This is a genomic window from Rathayibacter agropyri (genome assembly GCF_013249015.1).
GTDB lineage: Bacteria > Actinomycetota > Actinomycetes > Actinomycetales > Microbacteriaceae > Rathayibacter > Rathayibacter agropyri.
In genome coordinates, this window is sequence record NZ_JABRPL010000004.1 from 1 (window position 1) to 19,278 (window position 19,278).

Below are 19,278 nucleotides of genomic sequence, written 5' to 3' on the forward strand. Positions count from 1 at the left end.
GCGAGATACTCAAAAAACTACAGCCCGTGGAATAGATTCAAACCGAGGACGTGGTCCGGAATCCCTGGGTCACCCCAGCGGCGGAGAGCGCTCCCACGCGAGAATCGCCTGCACATCGCACAGGCTCCTGCACATCGCACGGGGCCGAGCACTGCACGGCCTAGGCTCAGCGGCCGGTGAGCACCCCGAGCATCCACGAGAGCGCCGCGATCGCAGCCACTCCGACCACGCTCGACCCGATGATCACCGAGCGCCGCACCCGAGCCGAGCGCGTGTCCTCCATCGTGGCTGGCTCCGCGGCCATCCCCCCGCGCAGTTGATGCGCGACTTGCTCGGCGGTCGGCCGGTTGGAGGGGTCCCTCGCCGTCATCGCGCTCAGCAGTGAGCGCCACGCAGCGGGCACGGTCTCCGGGACCGCGGGGCTGCGATGCAGTCGGGCGATCGCCGCCTCCAGGACGGTGCCGGAGTACTCGCGATGCCCGGTCAGCGCCTCGAGGAGTACCAGCCCGAGCGAGAAGACATCGCTCGCTCCGTTAACCGGTTCCCCGGCGACTTGCTCCGGGCTGACGAAGCTCGCTGTGCCGATCACGATGCCGTCACCGGTGAGGCGGGAGCCGTCCATCGAGTGCGCGACACCGAAGTCGGCGAGCTTGGCTGTGTGGTCGTAGCCGCTGGAGGCGACGTCGCTGATCAAGATATTCGCGGGCTTCACGTCACGGTGCACCACGCCACGCTCGTGCAGATAGGCGAGCGCCTCCGCCAGCTGCGTGCCGATCGCGGCGACCTCGTCGGCGGGCAGCGGACCGGACTCGAGCCGCGCCTCCAGCGTCGGGTCGGCGACGAGCTCCATCACGACGTACCGGCGCACCTCGCCGCCGAAGTTGTGCAGTCCAGCATCGAACAGGTTGACGATGCCGGGGTGAGCGAAGGAGCTCAGCATCCTGACCTCGCGCTCCTGTCGGGCGACGTCCTCGGGGTGTGATGCTTCAGCGCGGAACACCTTCACGGCGACGTCGCGCTGCACCGATTCGTCGCGGGCCCGGTACACCGAGCCCATCCCGCCCGAGCCGATCCGCTCAATCAGGTAGTAGCGACCGGCGACCTTCTGCTTCGCAGCACTGGCGGCGAGGACACTCACGATGATCCCGCCTTCCGCTCGAAGGGTGCGCTCTGGAGCGCACTCGGTGGGCGCCTGTGACGACCGTACCGCGGGGCGGTGCCGAGCGGACCGGCGAAACTGGGGATTGACACCCCGTGTCGCAAGCGGGGGACGAACGGTGCTCCGGCCGGTCGCCTGGTCCGTTCGCCGCACCACGGCCGTTGGGGTCCTTTTTCCCGGAGTCTCGGCGCGTCAGTTCAGGCGGCCGAGCATCCCCTCGAAGGAGTCGTCGAGCGCCCACGGATCGGCCGCCCCGCCCGAGCGCGACGAGCGCGCCGCCTCGACGGCCAGCGCGCGTCCGGCCCGCTCGATGCGGGAGGGCAGTGCCCGCCCGTCCTCGGTCGTTCCGCCCCAGTCGTCGGTGGCGGCGAAGACGGAGGTGGAGAGCGGAGCCGCGTGCAGGTAGCTGAACAGCGGGCGCATTGCATAGTCGATGGCGAGCGAGTGCCGGGGCGACCCTCCGGTCGCCGCGAGCAGCACGGGCAGGCCGCGCAGTGCCTCCGTATCGAGCACGTCGACAAACGACTTGAACAGGCCGCTGTAGCTGGTGGTGAAGATCGGTGTCACGGCGATCAGCCCGTCGGCTCCGGTGACCGCGTCGAGCGCGGTCTGCAGAGCGGGGCTCGCGAAGCCGGTCAGGAGGTTGTTCGTCACGTCGTGCGCGAGGTCGCGTAGCTCGACGACGCTCCGCTCGATGGCGAAACCCTGCTCGGAGAGGGCGGCTTGGGTGGCGTCGGCGAGGCGGTCGGCGAGGAGCCGGGTCGAGGATGGCTGGCTGAGACCTGCCGAGAGGACGGTGATTCTGCGGGTATCCATGCTGGAGTCTCCTGACTAGGCAGTGATCGGCTCAGCGGCGCTGTGCTTAACGGCGCTGTGCTCGGAGGTGCGGAGCGCGTCGGCGGGCTGCGCGTCGCGCGTCGCCACGAGCGAGGCGTGAGTGGGAGCGTCCGGCACGTGCGCGGGACGGCCCTCCGCGAAGCCGGAACGCAGAGCGGGCAGGATCTCGCCCAGCATGTCCATTTGCTCCAGCACGGTCTTCAGCGGGAGTCCCGCGTGGTCCATGAGGAACAGTTGGCGCTGGTAGTCGCCGACGTACTCGCGGAAGCCGAGGGTCCGGTCGATGATCTGCTGCGGGGAGCCAACGGTGAGCGGAGTTTGCTCGGTGAAGTCCTCGAGGGACGGGCCGTGGCCGTAGACCGGCGCGTTGTCGAAGTAGGGGCGGAACTGCGCGAGGGCGTCCTGCGAGTTGCGGGCCATGAAGATCTGGCCACCGAGGCCCAGGATCGCCTGGTCGGCGGTGCCGTGGCCGTAGTGCTCGAAGCGCTGGCGGTAGAGCTGCACCATCTTCTGCGTGTGCGAGGCGGGCCAGAAGATGTGGTTCGCGAAGAATCCGTCGCCGTAGTAGGCGGCCTGCTCGGCGATCTGTGGGGAGCGGATCGAGCCGTGCCACACGAAGGGCGCGACACCATCGAGCGGGCGGGGAGTCGACTGGAAGCCCTGGAGAGGCGTGCGGAACTGGCCCTCCCAGTCGACGTACTCCTCCGTCCAGAGGCGGTGCAGCAGGTCGTAGTTCTCGATCGTTAGCTCGATGCCGCGGCGGATGTCCTTGCCGAACCACGGATAGACGGGGCCGGTGTTGCCGCGGCCGAACACGAGATCCACGCGACCGTCGGCGAGGTGCTGGAGCATCGCGAAGTCTTCGGCGATCTTCACCGGGTCGTTGGTCGTGATGAGCGTGGTCGCGGTCGAGAGCAGGAGGCGTTCCGTCTGCGCGGCGATGAACGCCAGCGTGGTCGTCGGCGAGGAGGACCAAAACGGCGGGTTGTGGTGCTCGCCGAGGGCGAAGACGTCGAGACCGATCTCTTCCGCCTTCTTGGCCAGCGTGACGGACGCTGCGATCTTCTCGGACTCGCTCGGGGTCCGTCCGGTCGTGGGGTCGGTCGTGATGTCGCTGACCGTGAAGATGCCGAACTGCATGAGGTGCTCCCTCTTTCTCCGTGACCCCGCCCGGCGGAGCCTAATTCATGCGTTTGCATGTACATCACCATTCAACCAGACGACCCTGGATCTATTCCCGCGCGGCGTCGTTACCGTCCGCTCTCGCATCGGCTCTGCATTAAATGGAAGCTCAAGCTTGCAGATCGCGACGGAATGCTAGCTTGAGCTATCACCTGCTAGCACCTGCTAGCACTTGTCGTCAGGAGGTCGTCATGGTGGCACGTCGTTCGCCGCAACGAGCGCACCTGCTGTCGGAGTTCGGTGCGAATCTCGCGCGCTGGCGCGCCGTCAACGGAATGAGCGCGACAGTGCTGGCCGAACGGGCGGGAGTGACCAGGGAAACACTGCGACGCCTTGAGGCGGGGGACGGCTCCGCGCGGATCGAATCGGTGTTCGCGGTCCTCGCAGCCCTGGGCATCGCGGACACCGTCGTCGCAGCGTCCGATCCTTACAGGAGCGAGACGGCGCGAGTGCGCATCGACGCGGTTCTCGGCGCCGGCGGATCGCTGTGAGGGCGCTGCCTGTTGACGTTCATCTCGACGACGAGAGGCTCGGGCTCGTGCGGGTGGGCGCCCTCCACCCATCGTTCGCGGGGCACCGGAACCTCGCCTCCTCGTCGTTCCAGTACGACGAGGGTTACCTCGCAACTCGGGGGGCCTACGCCATCTCGCCCGACCTCCCCTTGGTGACCGGGCGGGTCTGGATGCCGGAGAGCCATGCGCTCCCCGGCGCCTTCGACGATGCCTCTCCCGATGAATGGGGCCAGCGGCTTATCGAGGCGAACCACGCCGACCGTCGCAAGCGCGACCCGTCGACTCCTGCTTTCCGTGGTGCCTGGGATCACTTGCTCGGCGTGTCCGACGCCTCCAGGCTCGGCGCCCTCCGCCTCCGCTCGACCGAGACGGGTCAGTGGCTCTCGAGCGAGAGCGGAGTCGCGAACGTCCACGAGATCGATCGCATCGTGCAGGTCGCCGCGCGATACGAGGCCGACGACGCGTCGGAGGATGACGTCGCCTACCTCTCCGACATCGCGACATCCCCCGGGGGTGCGCGGCCGAAGGCGAACGTGCGGCGGCCAGACGGACGCCTCGCCCTGGCGAAGCTTCCGCACTCGAAGGACGGAGACCTCGATCTCGAGCGTTGGGAGGCCCTCGCCCTCATGCTTGCGGCGCGGGTGGGTCTCGCCACGCCTGAGTGGACGCTTCACCGCGCCTCCGAAAAGAAGAGCGTCCTGATCCTGGACAGGTTCGATCGTGCACCGAACGGAGGTCGGCGGGCCTATCTCTCGGCGGCGTCGGCCCTCGGCATCGGAGCGAACGACCTCTCGCGGTACACCTACGAGCAGTTCTCCGACGTCGTGAACGACCTCAGCGCCGATCCTCGAGCGGACCTGCGCGAGATGTTCTGCCGCATCGCCCTGACCGTTCTGATCAATAACGTCGATGATCACTGGCGCAACCACGGCTTCCTCCGCGCCCCTGGCGGCTGGCGGCTGGCCCCGGTCTTCGACATCAATCCGAGCACGAGTACCGGGGTCACCGCATCGAGACCCATCAGCGACCGCGACGACCCCCGCGCTCGAGAGCTCTCGAACCTTCTGGACATCGCCGACGCCTTCTCACTGCGGCGCGAGGAGGGCGCTTGGATCATCCGTTCCGTTGCCCGGCAGGTCCAGACCTGGCCTGACATCGCCAACGAACTCGAGATCCCCGAACGTCAGCGCCGCCGTCTAGCTCGGGCCTTCGACGTGGACAGGATCGACGGCGCGCTCGCCCTCGCGTGAGCACCAGAGTGAGACGCTCGGCCCCCGAAACATCCCCGCAATACGGCCCGCACTAGAGTCGTGCCATGGGTGACCTTTTCGACGGATACGGGTCCCAGAAGGTCGCGCGGCCCGTCTCGGGTGCCACCCCCTGGGATGAGATGTTCGCCGACGTGGCGTCCGCAAGCGGACCCGATGGGGTCCGTGCCGCCTACCGTGACATCTACTCCTCGCTGGCTCGGATGACCCAGGAGGAGTTGCGGGGCCGCACCGACGCGCTCGCCTCCTCCTACCTCGCCCAGGGCGTTACCTTCGACTTCGCCGGGGAGGAGCGGCCGTTCCCTCTCGACGCCGTGCCCCGGGTCATCGAGCGCGCCGAGTGGAACAAGGTACAGAGCGGCATCACACAGCGAGTCCGCGCGCTCGAGGCCTTCCTCGCGGACGTCTACGGCCCGCAGAACGCGGTCGCCGACGGAGTCATCCCGGCGGGCCTGATCTCGAGCTCCAGCCACTTCCACCGCCAGGCCGCGGGCATCGTCCCCGCCAATGGGGTGCGCATCCAGGTGTCCGGCATCGACCTGATCCGCGACGAGGTCGGTGCCTGGCGGGTCCTCGAGGACAACGTGCGCGTGCCCTCCGGCGTCTCCTACGTCATTTCGAACAGGCGCGTCATGGCGCAGACCCTGCCCGAGCTGTTTGTCTCGATGCGCGTGCGCCCGGTGGGCGACTACCCAAACAAGCTGCTCCAGGCTCTGCGCGCCTCCGCCCCCGAGGGGGTCGATGACCCGACCGTCGTTGTGCTCACTCCCGGCGTCTACAACTCCGCCTACTTCGAGCACACCCTCCTCGCCCGCCTGATGGGCGTCGAGCTGGTCGAGGGCCGTGATCTGTTCTGTACGGGCGGCAAGGTGTTCATGCGCACCACCTCCGGCCCCACGCGAGTTGACGTGATCTACCGCCGCGTGGACGACGAGTTCCTTGATCCGCTCCAGTTCCGCGCCGATTCGATGCTCGGCTCCCCTGGTCTGATGCTCGCCGCCCGCCTGGGCACCGTCACGATCGCGAACGCGATCGGCAACGGCGTCGCCGATGACAAGCTCGTCTACACCTACCTGCCCGATCTCATCCGCTACTACCTCTCAGAGGAGCCGGTGATCAAGAACGTCGACACCTGGCGGTTGGAGGATCCGGGCGCGCTCGAGGAGGTACTCGACCGGCTCGATGAGCTCGTGGTGAAGCCGGTCGACGGCTCCGGCGGCAAAGGCCTCGTCGTCGGTCCCGCCGCGTCGGCGAAGGAACTGGCCGAGCTACGCTCCCGCCTCCAGGCCGACCCGCGCGGCTGGATCGCGCAGCCGGTCGTGCAGCTCTCGACCATCCCCACCCTGGTCGACGACGGAATGCGCCCGCGCCACGCCGACCTTCGGCCGTTCGCCGTGAACGACGGCACCGACGTCTGGGTCCTCCCCGGCGGTCTCACCCGCGTCGCCCTGCCGGAGGGGCAACTGGTCGTGAACTCCTCGCAGGGCGGCGGATCAAAGGACACGTGGGTGGTCGGCCTCGAGGAGCAGCGCACCGCCGAGCCCGAGATCCGAGACATCCAGGCGCTTGTCGCCGAGCAGGCCTCGGTCACCAGTTCGATCCCGATCGTCTACCCGTTGAACCACACTCCCGACCACTCGCCGCAGGACGCCCCCACGCACGACCAAGACCAGCAGCAACAGCAGGCGCTCGCGGCGGAGGAGGACTGATGCTCTCGAGGATCGCCGAATCACTGTTCTGGATCGGCCGCTACATCGAGCGCTCGGACGGCACGGCGCGCATCCTCGACGTCCACCTCCAGCTCCTCCTCGAAGACCCGTGGATCGACGAGGACACCGCCTGCCGCTCCTTGCTCTCGGTGATGGGCTCGACCCCTCCCGACGGCATGGGCGAGATCACCCGGGCCGACGTGCTGACGATCCTCGCCATCGACCGCACGAATCCCGCCTCCATCGCCTACTCGCTTGGCGCGGCCCGCGAGAACGCCCGGCGGGCCCGCGAAATCGTCTCGACCGAGCTCTGGGAGTGCCTCAACACCACTCGCACGCGGATGCCGCGGCGAGTCTCGGGAGAGCGCGTCTCGGAGTTCTTCAGCTGGGTGCGTGAGCGCTCCGCTCTCGCCGTCGGGATCATCGAGTCGGCGACCTCCCGCGACGAAGCCTGGCAGTTCTTCACCCTCGGCCGCTCGCTCGAGCGCGCCGACATGACCGCCCGGCTTCTCGCCACCCGGTCACTGACCGAGGCGAGCGGACCCTCCTGGACGACGATCCTCCGCTCCTGCGGGGCGTATGAGGCGTACCTGCGCACCTACCGCGGAGTGCCGAGCGCACGCAATGCCGCGGAGTTCCTCCTCCTCGACCGCCTCTTCCCGCGCTCGATCCTCTTCTCGGTCTCGCGAGCGGAGGCGTGCATGCGCGACATCGAGCCGCGCACCGGCCGCGTGGGCCATTCGGGCGACGCGCAGCGCGTGCTCGGGCAGATCCGCAGTGAGCTCGAATACCGGCCGATCACGGACATCCTCGAGGACCTCCCCCGGCACATGGACAGCGTGCAGGAGGCGACCTCAGCCGCATCCGAGGCGATCCGCCAGCGGTACTTCCCCACAAACGTCATGCCGAGCTGGATCGGGGAGGCACTGTGAGCAGGCTGCGCATCAGGCACACCACGGGCTTTACCTACGCGGGAGACGTCGTGGCGTCCTACAACGAGGCGCGGATGCTGCCCGCCTCCTCCGACGGCCAGCTCGTGCTGTTCTCGAACCTCGACATCCGCCCGGTGACCTCGGTGCACGCGTACACCGACTACTGGGGCACCCGTGTCTCGTCGTTCGACGTGCTCGACGCGCACCGCGAACTCTCGTTGACCGCGACCTCGCTTGTGGAGATCCGGCCCAAGCAGCACCCCGACCATCCCACCGGCTGGGAGCAGCTCACCCGGCAGGTCGAGACGCTCACCGAGTATGTGGAGCAGTCCAAGCAGACGATCCGTACGGCGCCTCCCGAAGACCTCACGGCCCTTGCCCGCTCGCTCGCCGACGACTCGGCCGGCCCGTGCGAGGCGGCGCTCGCAATCGCGGAACGCATCGGCCGGGAGATGACCTATCGCCAGGGTGTGACAGGAGTGCACTCGACGGCGACCGAATCGTGGACCGCGCGTGAGGGCGTCTGTCAGGACATCACCCACATCGTGCTCGGGGCGCTGCGTGCAGTTGGTATTCCGGCCCGCTACGTCTCGGGCTACCTGCATCCCCAGCCGCAGGCCGACATCGGCGAGACCGTGGTGGGGGAGTCGCACGCCTGGGTCGAGTGGTTCTGCGGAGGCGCGTGGCGCGGCTACGACCCGACCAACCTGATCGACATCGGTGACCGCCACGTCATCGTCGGCCGCGGCCGGGACTACAACGACATCGCGCCACTGCGCGGAGTGTTCGCCGGGCCGCGCTCGTCGAAGCTTTTCGTTCGGGTAGAGATCACGCGCGAGGCGTGAGGATCGGGCGGGCTGCGTCACTGCTCCTCGTCTCGTGGCGGCTGCGTCGTTCGCGTCGGACATGGGTGAAGCTGGTCCGCGGCGTCTCCGACCACAGTGTCCGGTACGGCTACGAGGCGTTCTGGGCGCAGCGGACGCGGTTCGGAACCCATACTCATCGGACGGAGAGGCCAACCGTTCGTGTTCTACGGACATGCTGAATGCATCACTTGCCAGGGCGAAGGACGTCGGAGATGCTTGTGCCGCCGATGTCTCGGGTGCGAGTCCTCTTGCCGCCGTCGCTTACGTCCGCGCGGTCCGGACCGCTCCGACGCTCGCCGCAACGACGAGGGCGATCCCCACTGCCTCCACTGCACTGAGCCGCTGACCCAGCACCAAAAACCCTGAGAGCGCGGCGGCGCCCGGCGACAGCGACATGAGGACGGAGAACGTCGAGGAGCGCAGTCTGCGCAGCGCCAGGAGCTCCAGTGCATACGGCACGGCCGAGGAGAGGACCGCCACTGCGAGCCCGAGGAGCAGGACCGGCGGCATGACGAGCGCCGAGCCGGCGGAGGCGATTCCCAGCGGCAGTGAGACGATCGCGCCGAACGCGACTGCCAGGGCGAGACCATCGATCCCCTTGAAGCGGCCGCCGGTGCGCCCAGCGAGGACGATGTAGGTCGCCCACAGTGCCCCGGCCCCGAGGGCGAAGACCACGCCGACGGGGTCGAGCGACGAGAAGCCGCCCTGCGAGAGCGTGATTACTCCGACGAGGGCGAGGGTGGCCCAGATGACGCTCAGGACGCTCCGCCCGGCAATCACCGAGAGCGTCAGCGGCCCCAGGACTTCCAGCGTCACTGCGGCGCCCTGCGGTATCCGGGCGATGGCCTCGTAGTAGCAGGCGTTCATCCCGCTGAGCGCGAGTCCGTAGCCCGCAACGGTGGCCCAATCGCTCCGGCTGTGGCCGCGCAGTCGCGGTCGGGAGACGAGGAGCAGCACCATCGCGGAGAAGACGAGCCGCAGCGTGACCGTGCCGAGTGGTCCGGCGGCGGGGAACAGCAGCACCGCGAACGAGGCGCCGAGCTGAACACTGGCGACCGAGCCGAGCACCAGGCCGATCGAGCCGGCCTTCCCCGATCCGGACCGCCTCTCGGCCACGTCTGTCAGCTGGAGCGCCGCTGGGTCTGAACGGGGGGCACGTTATAGCCAAGCAGGCCGATGCCCGACGCGTCCCAGCGCAGTGTCGTCAAAGACACGTTGTCGACCACGGGGAAGGTGTGGCGGTAGGTCTCGGGGTTGATGCCGAGGTAGGCGCAGAGCAGCAGGCGGATGAGCGTGCCATGCGCGACGACGAGCACGCGGCCGTCGGGGTGCTCGCGGTGGATGCGGGCGAGCGCCGTGTTGGCGCGCGCGACCGCGTCGAGACCTGACTCGCCTTCCGGCATCGGCTGGATCGCCGGCGCGGCGACCCAGGCGCGGTAGGCGTCGGGAAAGCGCTTGTCCATCTCGTCGGTGGTCAGGCCCTCGCCCTGTCCGAAGTCGACCTCGACCAGCGCAGGGTCGGGCTGCACCTCGAGGTGCGCGGCGCGCGCTGCGGGCACAGCGGTGCGCACGGCACGCACCAGCGTCGAGGAGTAGACCGCTTCAAGGTCGGCGTCGACGGCCCAGGCGGCCAGAGTTGCCGCCTGGTCTTGCCCGCGAGGGGTCAGTGCGATGTCGGAGGAGCCCGCGAAGCGGTTTTCGGAGTGCCAGACAGTTTCTCCGTGCCGGGCGAGGATCAGGGTCGTCACGCTCCGAGCCTAGCGAGCGTCGAGCGGTGCGTTTCGTGGGAGGACGCGGCAAGTCAGGCGGTACCGACGTCGTAGTGCGCATCGACGAGCACCGGGAGGTGGTCGGACAGGCCCTGCGGCAGGGTCGAGACACGTTGGATCCGGACGGCGTCGCTGATGGCGAAGTCGAAGTGCCCGCTGAAGTAGCGGTAGCGCGCATAGGTGGGGGAGTCACTGCGCGACACCACGTAGCCGTTCCGCGTCATCTTTCGGTCCAGCCCGCGGAAGAACCAGGGGTAGTTGTAGTCGCCGACCATCAATGAGGGGACGTCTGGCGCGTACTCGCGGAGACGGTCCAGTGCCTCATTGATTTGCTTGCGGCGCAGGGCATTCCCGGCCGAGAGCGGTGCGGCGTGGAAGGACGAGACGACGATCGATCCGCCCTCGCGATCCTCGAGACGCACCGCGAGCAGGCGCTCGTGCGCAGGGGACATGACGCGGTCGTGCATCGACTTGCGAAGCTCGAATGCCGCGCTGCCGGCCAGTTCGAAGCGTGCGTGGGAGTAGTAGACCGCGAGCCCGAGACGGTTGCGGGCGGTGACGGAGGCGAGCCTGAGATCTCCGACTTCCTGGGGCAGCCGGGTGGTGTCGCACTCCTGGAGGCAGAGGACATCGACATCGTGCCGGGCGGCGAGAGGAGCGATCTCGACGTGCGCACGGTGTTCTCGGAGGTTGTACGAGATCACCCTGAGGGCACGTTCGTTCGGCTGCATTTCGCCAGTGTAAGGCTGTGCGCGCGGGGTTCTTGGACGCTCCGGCGAATGTAGAGGGACCTCGGCGGAACGCGCGCCTTCACGAAAAGTTCTCCGCGTCAGCGCCCAGCAGCGTCCGCGTCGTCGACCTCGGCGTCGGTGCCGTGGACCCCGTCCGTCGGTCCCCAGTCGGGCAGCGGCGGGTTTTGCTCCTCCCCATCGGCGCCAACTCCGTCGGCGAGTGGGTCGGATGCTCCGCCCACCTTGTCGAGGCCCGCGGAGGTGCCGGTCTGCGTGGCGGGGTCGGACGTGCGCGAGGTGCCCTCGGCGGCGGTCTTGGACGGGGTGGGCTCGATGTCGTTGTTGGAGCTACTCATGGCTCCACGCTAGATCGCGCTCCCACCACGGGACACCCCTTGCGCTGTGCGGTCGGCCTCGCCTCCGTACCAGCGGGGAGACGGCTCAACGGAGATGAGGCATACCTCGAGCGTGACCCACCTCGCAACTGTCCCGCCTTGCCCCTGTCCCACCTCGAAGTGACCCGCGTACTATCGAAAGAGACCGTGGCGCCCCTAATGGGGGACAAGCTTTTTCGTGTAGGCGGAGCCGAGCGCACCCGTCACGATTGCCTTCACCCCCCTTTCAGGTGCGGGCAGCGTTCGTCTCCGGACGCGCATCAGCAGGACTCCTTCGATCGAAAGGCCCACCGTGGCGCATACCTCGACCTTCCGCCCTGACTCCGACCGCGCCGTCACTCGTCGCTCCGTCACCTCCGCCGCCGTGTGGTCCGTGCCGGTCGTCGCTGCCGTTGCCGCCACTCCGTCCGCTGCCGCCTCCAATGGCGACGTCGGCGCGTTCACCCTCTCCGGCACCTGCGGCACGCTCGGCGTCCTCGGCCCCGGGTTCCTCCTGAAAGCCAGCGCGAGCGAACCGCTGCCCACCGGTACGTCCGTGACTGTCACCGGCTCCGGGATCGCCAACATCGGCGTCTTCTCGTTCTCGGGCGGTGCGGCGACCGGGTCGATCCTCAGCAGCACGAGTCAACTGATCACCCTGACCGCGCCCCTGCCCGCCGGGGCCACTCTCGCGATGCGCACGACCCTTTCGATCTCGGTCGCTTTCAAGCTCAACGCCGCCGCTCTGCTCCCCGCGGGCTACACGGGCACGGGTGCGAAAACGTCCGGAAGCGTCTCGAGCACGCTGATCTTCTGCCAGTCGACCTGATCCCGTGAACGAGCGAAGGCCCGCCCCTCCACAGAGGAGGGGCGGGCCTTCATTCGTCTCGGAGTGGGCTCAGCGTCCGTAAGCCGAGGCCGCCGGGCAGTCGAACGGGTCGCCGCCGGCCGACAGGCCCACCTTGTTGAGGTAGCGCACCACGATCGCGTACGACTCCATCAGCGTGGTCTCGGTGTAGGGAATCTGATGGGTGGCGCAGTACTCCTTGGCGATGACCTGCGCGCGGCGCAGAGCCGGGCGGGGCATGTTCGGGAAGAGGTGGTGCTCCACCTGGTAGTTGAGACCGCCCATGTAGAGGTCGGTGAACCAGGTGCTGCGGATGCTGCGGGAGGTGAGGACCTGGCGGCGCAGGAAGTCGACGCGAGCCTCCTTGGGCAGCAGCGGCATGCCCTTGTGGTTCGGGGCGAACGAAGCACCCATGTAGAGGCCGAAGACGCCCATCTGCACGCCGATGAAGGCGAACGCCATACCGAGCGGCAGGGCCCAGAAGACCACAGCGAGGTAGAGGCCGACGCGGGTGACCAGCATCGAGATTTCGACCCAGCGCTTGTCGACCTTGCCCCTGCCGAACACCGTGCGGAAGCCGTGCAGGTGCAGGTTGATGCCCTCGAGCAGCAGCAGCGGGAAGAACGCGTAGCCCTGACGGCGGGTCAGCCAGGCATAGAAGCCGCGCGAGCGAGCCGCGTCCTCCGGGGTGAAGGAGACGACGTCCCGGGCGATGTCCGGGTCTTTCCCGAGCACGTTGGGGTTGGCGTGGTGCCGGCTGTGCTTCGTCATCCACCACGAGTAGCTGATGCCGACGACGAGGTTGGCGAGAGTGCGGCCAGCAACATCGTTGGCCTTGCCGGACTCGAACACCTGGCGGTGCGAGGCCTCGTGCGCGAGGAACGCGAACTGCGTGAGCACGATGCCCAGTGCCGCGGCGAGCAAAAGCTGGAACCAGGAGTCGCCCAGCAGGACGAAGCCGGTCACGATGCCGCCCAGCGCCAGCACGAGGGCGCCGAACATCGTGTAGTAGAAGCCGGTACGGCGGCGGAGCAGGCCCGCGTCGCGGACCGTGCTGAGCAGACCGGAGTACTCGGTTGTGGGATTCGTGCGACCGTCCGCGCGCGGCCGCGTACGGATGACGCGCGGAGCGGCGGATGTGCTGCTCGGGGTGGTGGTGCTCGCAGGAGTCGTGCTGACTGGGGTGCTCATCGGCGCCTCGCTCTTCGTGGTGGCCATCGACATCGACGGCCTCTCGGTGAGCGATCCCGACGGGGACGGTCCGCTCGTGGTTCACCACGTCGGTAAGGGCCGGACGCGGCATCAGGGCTGCCAGAGTCACGGGCTACCTGGTGTGAACACTACGGTGCCGGGACCGCAGATGCATCAGGGTGATTGCCAGCCTTCGTTCCGAGCGTACTTCGCCGGAGGCGTGCCTCCGACAGCGTGACGCGTCGGAGGCACGCTCGGTCAGGAGCCGATCGAGTCCTGAGGACGCCCAGACTTCAGAGCCGCGAGTCGCGCCTCCACCTCGGTCATCTCGCCGAGGTCCTCGAGCGACTCGAACTGAGCGTCCAGGCTCGAGGAGGCGAGCTCCTCGGCACCGCGGACCCTCGCCTCCTCGCGGCGGATCTTCTGCTCGAAGCGACTCACTTCGCTGGTCGGATCCATCAGGTCGATGCTCTTTACGGCGTCCTGGACCTGGCTCTGCGCCTCGACCGTCTTCGCTCGCGCGTTGAGCTCGTCGCGCTTGCTGGAGAGCTGCTGGAGCTTCTCGCGCATGTGGTGCAGGCCCGACTTGAGCTTGTCGACGATCTCGGTCTGCGAGGCGATGGTCGGCTCGGCGTCCTTCGCCTCCTGCTCGGACTGGATCTGGCGCTGGAGGGCGACCTTCGCCAGGGCGTCGAATTTGTCCGCGTCTGAGGCATTGCCCAAGGAGCGCAGTTCGTCGGCCTTGCGGCTCGCGGCGAGAGCCTTACCGCCCCACTCCTGGGCATTAGCGACGTCCTCGCGGTAATCGTCCTCGAGCAGGCGCAGGTTGCCGATGGTGGTCGCGACCGCGGCCTCGGCGTCGCGGATGCTGTCGGTGTAGTCGCGGACCATCTGGTCGAGCATTTTCTGAGGGTCCTCGGCCTGATCGAGGAGTGCGTTGATGTTGGCCTTCGCGAGCTGCGCGACGCGGCCGAAGATCGACTGTCTCTGAGCCATGGTGTGTCTCCTTGTGTCGTGGGTGGTGCCGGATGTCGAGGTGATGCCGGATCGGGGGAGAGAGGCCGGAATCAGATGCGCCCGCCGCCGCCGCGACGTCCGCCGCCGCTGCTGCGCCCGCCGCCGAAGCCGCCGCCCCCTGAGCGCCGCGACGAGCCGCCTCCGCCGAAGCCGCCTCCGCCGAAGCCGCCCGAGCGGTACCCGGAGCGGCCGCCTCCGCCGAGCAGCGACTCGACGAGGATTCCGCCGAGGAACGCGGCGGCCGTGCTGGAGCCGCTGCCGGCCGCACCCGGCGCGGAATAGGCACCCGCATCCGCCCGCGCACTCGCGAGCGCCTGCTGAGCCAGAGCAGAGGCGCGCTGCGCCGAGGCCAGGGCTTCGCGGGGGTCGGTTGCGGCGAGCTGCGCTGCGTACTCGGCCGAGCGCGCGGCCTCGGCGACGCGGGTGCGCGCCTGGGAGCCGACGGCGCCACGGCGGGCGGAGATGAAGTCCTCGGCGGCCGAGACGCGGCTGCGGGCGGCGATGATCTCGGCTCCGAGAGCCGCTTTCTCGCGCTCGCGCTGCGCCTGCGCATCGCGGAACCCGCCCACGGCTGCGTCGATCGTGGCATCCGCTGCCGTCAGCTTGTCGAGCAGCCCGAGCGGATCGTGTGGCTGTACGGCGGCGGCGCGCTCGACCTCGTCGAGGGCAGCCTCGGTCGACGCGACTGCGGCGGCGACGTTCTGTGCCTGTGCCTGTGCCTGCGGATCGTCCGACACGGCGAGCGCGCGGCCCTGCGCGACGTCAGCGCGGATCTCGGCAACCCGGCCCGCGAGCGCCGCCTCCGCCGTCTGCAACTCGGCAGCCCGGGTGGCGACCGCGCCGACGAGGCCCGACGCCTGTTCGGCGGCCTGCTGACCGGCGCGCAGGAGCACCGCCGCGTGTCCGGAATCGCCGCCCTGCAGACTCTGCTGGGCGGCAGTGAGCTGATCGCGGGCGAAGCGGAGGCGATCCTCCGCCTGGTCGGCGTCATCGCTCACATCGTCGATCGCCGTCGCGGCGTAGCGGGCAGTGAGTTCGGCGAGCAGCGCGCGGGTGGGAGCGAGGCGCTCGCTGAGTTCCGCTGCGCGGGTGGTGAGCGCGGCGACGACCTGCGGTGCGTTCTTCTCGAGGGCCCGCAGTTCCTCGAAGGCGCTCGCCCGCTCGTCGAGGGTCTGCTCGGCATCGGCGCAGAGCTGCAGGATCCGCTGGTAGCCGTCGCGGCGCTCCTGGTCGGTCTCGGGCTCGGCGTCGTCGAGGCGCTGCTGGAGGGTGAAGGCCTCGCCGAGGAGGCGCTTGGCGGTGACGAGCGCCTCCTGGAACGGGCCGGTCGCGTCGGTACCGAACTGTGCCTGGGCGAAGCCCACCTCCTGCTCGCTGGTGCGGACGGCGTCGTCGGTGTGCACGAGCGCCGAGCCGGCGCGGGTGGCGAGCTCTTCGATCGAGGCTTCGGCTGCCTCCTCGGCCCGACGGCGCCGCGACCGGCGCACGAGGAGCCAGACCACGACGCCGATCACGGCGAGGCCAGCGACCACGGCGAGGGCGATCAGGAGGCCGGAGCCGAGCGCCTCGCCCGCTGTCGGTGCGTCGAGGCGCTGCCCGATCCCCTCCGCCGCGGCGAGAGCCGCCCCGGCCCAGTCGCTGGCGGCCAGCCTCGGTTCGATGTCGTTCGTTTGGAGGGAGGAGACCTGGCTGTCATTCAGAGCGAAACCCTGAGCGACCGACACCTGGTACTGCCGGGCGTCGACCGCCACGGCGAGCAGGACGTCGTCAGTCCCGAGTCCATTGCGGGTCGCGGTCTCGTCTGCCCAGGCGGCACGGTCGGCCGGATTGGTGAAGGAGTCGACGAAGGCGACGAACAGCTGCACGCGGTGCCGGTCGTAGAGAGCGCTCGCGGCCTGCTCGACCTCGGCGGTCTCGGCGGGGGTCAGCACGCCGGCCGAGTCGAGCACGGGGGAGGAGGAGAAGACGACGGGCGCCTCCGCCACCGCCGCGGTCGCCGGCGCCAGTGCGAGAGCCGCAGTGATGAGGAGGACCGCAAGCGCCGGCAGGAACCGGGAACTCACGGGGTGGTGGGGTCTCGCCGGCATCGCGCACACTCCTTCGTCGGTCGCCTCCCGAGTGTAGACAGCCCTGGCGCCCGGATGCGGGTCGCAACCGTCGAGCTGTTCGGCGACGACGGGATGGGAGAACGCCGGGAGTCGGAATGTCCCTGTCCCCGATGCGGTTTCCGCCGGGAGTGCGACGCGCGTGCGCACGACACTCCCCCCACGAAAGGCGATCCTGTGGATCCGTTCTCCCCTCTCACCGCCGGCGACCTCGACCTGCCGAACCGCATCGTCCTGGCGCCCATGACGCGCCTGCGCTCCGACGAGCAGGGCGTGCCTGGCCCCCTCGTCGCCGAGTACTACGCCCAGCGAGCGAGCATGGGCCTGCTGATCAGCGAGGGAGTGTTCCCGAGCGCCGAGTCGAAGGGTTACCCCGGCCAGCCCGGTATCGCGACGCCGGAGCAGGCCGACGGGTGGCGCGCCGTTGCCGACGCGGTGCACGCCGCGGGTGGCCGTATCGTCATGCAGCTGATGAACGCCGGCCGCGTCTCGCACACGGAGATCACCGGCACCGACCGGATCGTCGCTCCGAGCGCCGTGGCGATCGACGGCGAGGTGCATGTCCCCAGCGGTAAGAAGCCTTTCCCGGTACCGCACGCCCTCTCCACCGAGGAGCTGGCGGGCGTCCGCGACGAGTTCGTCGCCGCTGCGCGCCGCGCGGTCGACGCCGGCTTCGACGGAGTCGAGGTGCACGGCGCGAACGGCTACCTGCTGCACGAGTTCCTCTCGCCCGTCTCGAACGTGCGCACCGATGCGTACGGCGGAACGCCCGCCGAACGAGCCGCGTTCCCGCTCGAGGTCACTCGCGCGATTGCCGAGGAGGTCGGCGCCGGACGCGTCGGCATCCGCCTCTCGCCCGCGCACAACATCCAGGACGTCGTTGAGACTGACCCGGACGACGTGCGCGCGACCTACGAGGCCCTGGTCGATGGGCTCGCTCCGCTCGGGCTCTCGTATCTGAGCGTGCTGCACGCCGAGCCTGCCGGGGAGCTGGTTCAGGATCTGCGCGCCCGCTTCGGCGGTGTCTTCGTGGCGAACAGTGGCTTCGGCTCGCCGACCAGCCGCGAAGAAGCAACAGGGCTGATCACCGAGGGCCACGCCGACGCGGTGGCGGTCGGTCGCCCCGCGATCGCCAACCCCGACCTTCTCGAACGCTGGCAGGGCGGGCACCCCGAGAACGAGGTCGTCCAGGAGACGGTCTACAGCGGAGGAGCCGAGGGCTACACCGACTACGAGCGTCTCTCGGCGTAGCCGGCCGGCGCGCACGGAAGGCCCGCTCCCTCCTGGGCAGGGGGCCCTTCCGCAGGTGGTCAGTTGTCGCTGCCCGTGCTCTTGAGCTCGGCCTCGATGTCTTCGGACTGCGCGGCCGTGAGTGCGACGTCCTCGTCTGCAGGATCGACCGCGTCGCCGCGACGGCCTTCACCGACGGCGCGGATCGAGGCGAGTTCGTCTGCGAGCGCTGGGTCCTCGCCTCCGCGTTCGCTCACGAGCTGGTCTCGATCTCCCCGGCGGAAACGGCTTCGGCGTACTTGCGGAGGTCGGGGCCGGGCTCGAAGTCGATGAAGCGGTCTTTGAGGCGCGCATTCAGTTCGGCGAAGATGTCCTCCCAGGGCTCGCCCTTCTTACTCGTCGCGAGGTCGAGCACGGCCTCCCGGAGGACCCTGTCCGAATCCTCAAGGATCTTGTCGCGGGCTTCGTCGTTCCAGCGGATGTCCTGTGCGTCCATGCACCGACCGTAGGTGCGGCGTCGTCGCGCCCGCAGGGACTTGCGAAGGTGTAAGGGGAGGCGTAGGCGCGGCGCGCATCCGGTCTGTCGACACGCCGCGCTGTATGCCGAGGTGCCACGACGGGGGCAGCGTCTCGGCGAGGAGGCGGTGCATCGGCAGACGGGAGCGGAGCGCGGGACGCGGGAGCCCGTCGTAGGCTTCCCTCGATGCTGACGTTCATCGAGGACCTCGGCCTCCCCGTGCTCGCGCTGATGATTCTCGCCGCCTTCGCAGCGGGCTGGATCGACGCGGTGGTCGGCGGCGGCGGCCTGCTCCAACTCCCCGCCCTCCTCCTCGTGCCGGGGATCTCGCCCGTGCAGGCCCTGGCCACGAACAAGCTCGCCTCGGTGTTCGGCACGACCACGAGCGCGGTTACCTTTTTCCGCCGTGCCAGGCCCGACCTGCGCACCGCTTTGCCGATGGCGGGAGTCGCGCTCGCAGGCAGCTACGCGGGCGCGACGCTCGCGGGGCTCCTCCCCGCCGCCGTCTTCAAGCCGATCATCGTCGTGGCACTGATCGTCGTCGCGGTCGTCACGATCGCTCGCCCCGCGCTCGGGAGCGTCACCCTGCTCAAGCACGCGGGTCGTCGCCACCTCGTCACGGCGGCCGTGCTCGGGTTGCTGATCGGCTTCTACGACGGGCTAATCGGCCCGGGTACCGGCACGTTCCTGATCATCGCGCTCATCACCGCTCTCGGCTACGACTTCGTGCTCGCCAGCGCCAAGGCCAAGATCGTCAACGTCGCGACCAATGTCGGCGCGCTGCTCTATTTCGTGCCGGGCGGCCACATGATCTGGGTGCTCGGCCTGGTCATGGGTGCCGCGAACGTCGCTGGCGCCTACCTCGGCTCCCGGATGGCCGTCGCGCGGGGCAGCCGCTTCATCCGCATCGCGTTTCTCGTGGTGGTTGGCGCTCTCATCCTCAAGGTCGGCTCCGACGTCTGGATCGAGAATCTGGCTCCGCTGCTGAGCTGACTTCGCCCGCGAGATCGCCCGTCGAGAGCGGGCGCGCTC

At 69.1% G+C, this 19,278-nt stretch carries 20 protein-coding genes; 8 read left to right on the forward strand and 12 right to left on the reverse strand.

Features of this window, described 5'->3' with window-relative positions:
• Window positions 1-166: 166 nt before the first annotated feature.
• From HRF29_RS10955 to HRF29_RS10965, 3 genes are all read right to left on the reverse strand, one after another.
• A complete protein-coding gene (locus HRF29_RS10955; protein ID WP_173248742.1) occupies window positions 167-1,138 on the reverse strand; it encodes a protein kinase domain-containing protein in 972 nt (323 codons plus the stop codon).
• Between the two features lie 213 nt (window positions 1,139-1,351).
• On the reverse strand, window positions 1,352-1,975 hold the full coding sequence (locus HRF29_RS10960; RefSeq protein ID WP_173248744.1) for an FMN reductase: 624 nt from the start codon (window positions 1,973-1,975) through the stop codon (window positions 1,352-1,354).
• 15 nt (window positions 1,976-1,990) lie between these two features.
• Window positions 1,991-3,136, reverse strand: coding sequence for an LLM class flavin-dependent oxidoreductase (locus tag HRF29_RS10965; protein WP_173248746.1), 1,146 nt, complete (start codon window positions 3,134-3,136; stop codon window positions 1,991-1,993).
• A 233-nt stretch (window positions 3,137-3,369) separates the two neighbouring features.
• On the opposite strand from HRF29_RS10965, the gene HRF29_RS10970 reads away from it, so the two are divergent.
• The 5 genes from HRF29_RS10970 (at window position 3,370) to HRF29_RS10990 (ending at window position 8,444) form a co-directional block, all read left to right on the forward strand.
• The gene (locus HRF29_RS10970; RefSeq protein WP_173248748.1) at window positions 3,370-3,669 is read left to right on the forward strand and encodes a helix-turn-helix domain-containing protein; all 300 of its coding nucleotides are present in this window, start codon (window positions 3,370-3,372) and stop codon (window positions 3,667-3,669) included.
• Window positions 3,666-4,940, forward strand: coding sequence for a HipA domain-containing protein (locus tag HRF29_RS10975; RefSeq protein WP_173248750.1), 1,275 nt, complete (start codon window positions 3,666-3,668; stop codon window positions 4,938-4,940). Before HRF29_RS10970 ends, HRF29_RS10975 begins: the two co-directional genes overlap by 4 nt.
• Before the next feature lie 65 nt (window positions 4,941-5,005).
• On the forward strand, window positions 5,006-6,667 hold the full coding sequence (locus tag HRF29_RS10980; RefSeq protein ID WP_173248752.1) for a circularly permuted type 2 ATP-grasp protein: 1,662 nt from the start codon (window positions 5,006-5,008) through the stop codon (window positions 6,665-6,667).
• Complete coding sequence (locus tag HRF29_RS10985) at window positions 6,667-7,599, forward strand: alpha-E domain-containing protein (protein WP_173248754.1); 933 nt, start codon at window positions 6,667-6,669, stop codon at window positions 7,597-7,599. The genes HRF29_RS10980 and HRF29_RS10985 overlap by 1 nt, the downstream gene beginning before the upstream one ends.
• Window positions 7,596-8,444: a transglutaminase N-terminal domain-containing protein gene (locus HRF29_RS10990; RefSeq protein WP_173248757.1), complete on the forward strand. Its 849-nt coding sequence runs from the start codon at window positions 7,596-7,598 to the stop codon at window positions 8,442-8,444. Before HRF29_RS10985 ends, HRF29_RS10990 begins: the two co-directional genes overlap by 4 nt.
• 282 nt (window positions 8,445-8,726) lie before the next feature.
• Here HRF29_RS10990 and HRF29_RS10995 read toward each other — a convergent pair whose 3' ends face one another.
• The 4 genes from HRF29_RS10995 to HRF29_RS11010 form a co-directional block, all read right to left on the reverse strand.
• Window positions 8,727-9,581, reverse strand: coding sequence for an EamA family transporter (locus HRF29_RS10995; protein WP_343043724.1), 855 nt, complete (start codon window positions 9,579-9,581; stop codon window positions 8,727-8,729).
• A gap of 5 nt (window positions 9,582-9,586) precedes the next feature.
• Window positions 9,587-10,213 (reverse strand): histidine phosphatase family protein, encoded by a 627-nt coding sequence (locus HRF29_RS11000; protein ID WP_173248758.1) that lies wholly within the window; start codon window positions 10,211-10,213, stop codon window positions 9,587-9,589.
• A 53-nt stretch (window positions 10,214-10,266) separates the two neighbouring features.
• Window positions 10,267-10,965 carry an endonuclease/exonuclease/phosphatase family protein gene (locus HRF29_RS11005; RefSeq protein ID WP_173248760.1) on the reverse strand — a complete coding sequence of 233 codons (699 nt, stop codon included), beginning with the start codon at window positions 10,963-10,965 and terminating at the stop codon, window positions 10,267-10,269.
• 98 nt (window positions 10,966-11,063) lie between these two features.
• On the reverse strand, window positions 11,064-11,321 hold the full coding sequence (locus HRF29_RS11010; protein WP_173248762.1) for a hypothetical protein: 258 nt from the start codon (window positions 11,319-11,321) through the stop codon (window positions 11,064-11,066).
• A 331-nt stretch (window positions 11,322-11,652) separates the two neighbouring features.
• On the opposite strand from HRF29_RS11010, the gene HRF29_RS11015 reads away from it, so the two are divergent.
• Window positions 11,653-12,168, forward strand: a complete 516-nt coding sequence (locus HRF29_RS11015; RefSeq protein ID WP_173248764.1) for a hypothetical protein — start codon at window positions 11,653-11,655, stop codon at window positions 12,166-12,168.
• A 69-nt stretch (window positions 12,169-12,237) separates the two neighbouring features.
• Here HRF29_RS11015 and HRF29_RS11020 read toward each other — a convergent pair whose 3' ends face one another.
• The 3 genes from HRF29_RS11020 to HRF29_RS11030 all read right to left on the reverse strand — a co-directional run bounded on the left by HRF29_RS11020 (window position 12,238) and on the right by HRF29_RS11030 (window position 16,481).
• The gene (locus HRF29_RS11020) at window positions 12,238-13,377 is read right to left on the reverse strand and encodes a fatty acid desaturase family protein (RefSeq protein ID WP_173248766.1); all 1,140 of its coding nucleotides are present in this window, start codon (window positions 13,375-13,377) and stop codon (window positions 12,238-12,240) included.
• A 258-nt stretch (window positions 13,378-13,635) separates the two neighbouring features.
• A complete protein-coding gene (locus HRF29_RS11025) occupies window positions 13,636-14,373 on the reverse strand; it encodes a PspA/IM30 family protein (protein WP_173248768.1) in 738 nt (245 codons plus the stop codon).
• Between the two features lie 71 nt (window positions 14,374-14,444).
• A complete protein-coding gene (locus HRF29_RS11030; RefSeq protein WP_173248770.1) occupies window positions 14,445-16,481 on the reverse strand; it encodes a TPM domain-containing protein in 2,037 nt (678 codons plus the stop codon).
• Window positions 16,482-16,676: 195 nt separating this feature from the next.
• On the opposite strand from HRF29_RS11030, the gene HRF29_RS11035 reads away from it, so the two are divergent.
• Window positions 16,677-17,750 (forward strand): alkene reductase, encoded by a 1,074-nt coding sequence (locus tag HRF29_RS11035; protein ID WP_173248771.1) that lies wholly within the window; start codon window positions 16,677-16,679, stop codon window positions 17,748-17,750.
• Window positions 17,751-17,809: 59 nt separating this feature from the next.
• Here the strand turns inward: HRF29_RS11035 and HRF29_RS11040 are convergent, their stop codons facing one another.
• Window positions 17,810-17,986, reverse strand: a complete 177-nt coding sequence (locus HRF29_RS11040; protein WP_173248772.1) for a hypothetical protein — start codon at window positions 17,984-17,986, stop codon at window positions 17,810-17,812.
• Window positions 17,983-18,225: a hypothetical protein gene (locus HRF29_RS11045; protein ID WP_173248773.1), complete on the reverse strand. Its 243-nt coding sequence runs from the start codon at window positions 18,223-18,225 to the stop codon at window positions 17,983-17,985. Before HRF29_RS11045 ends, HRF29_RS11040 begins: the two co-directional genes overlap by 4 nt.
• 207 nt (window positions 18,226-18,432) lie before the next feature.
• Here HRF29_RS11045 and HRF29_RS11050 point away from each other — a divergent pair, with 207 nt between their 5' ends.
• Entirely contained in the window at window positions 18,433-19,239 is an 807-nt protein-coding gene (locus tag HRF29_RS11050) for a TSUP family transporter (protein ID WP_173248774.1), read from the forward strand.
• The last annotated feature ends 39 nt before the right edge of the window (window positions 19,240-19,278 follow it).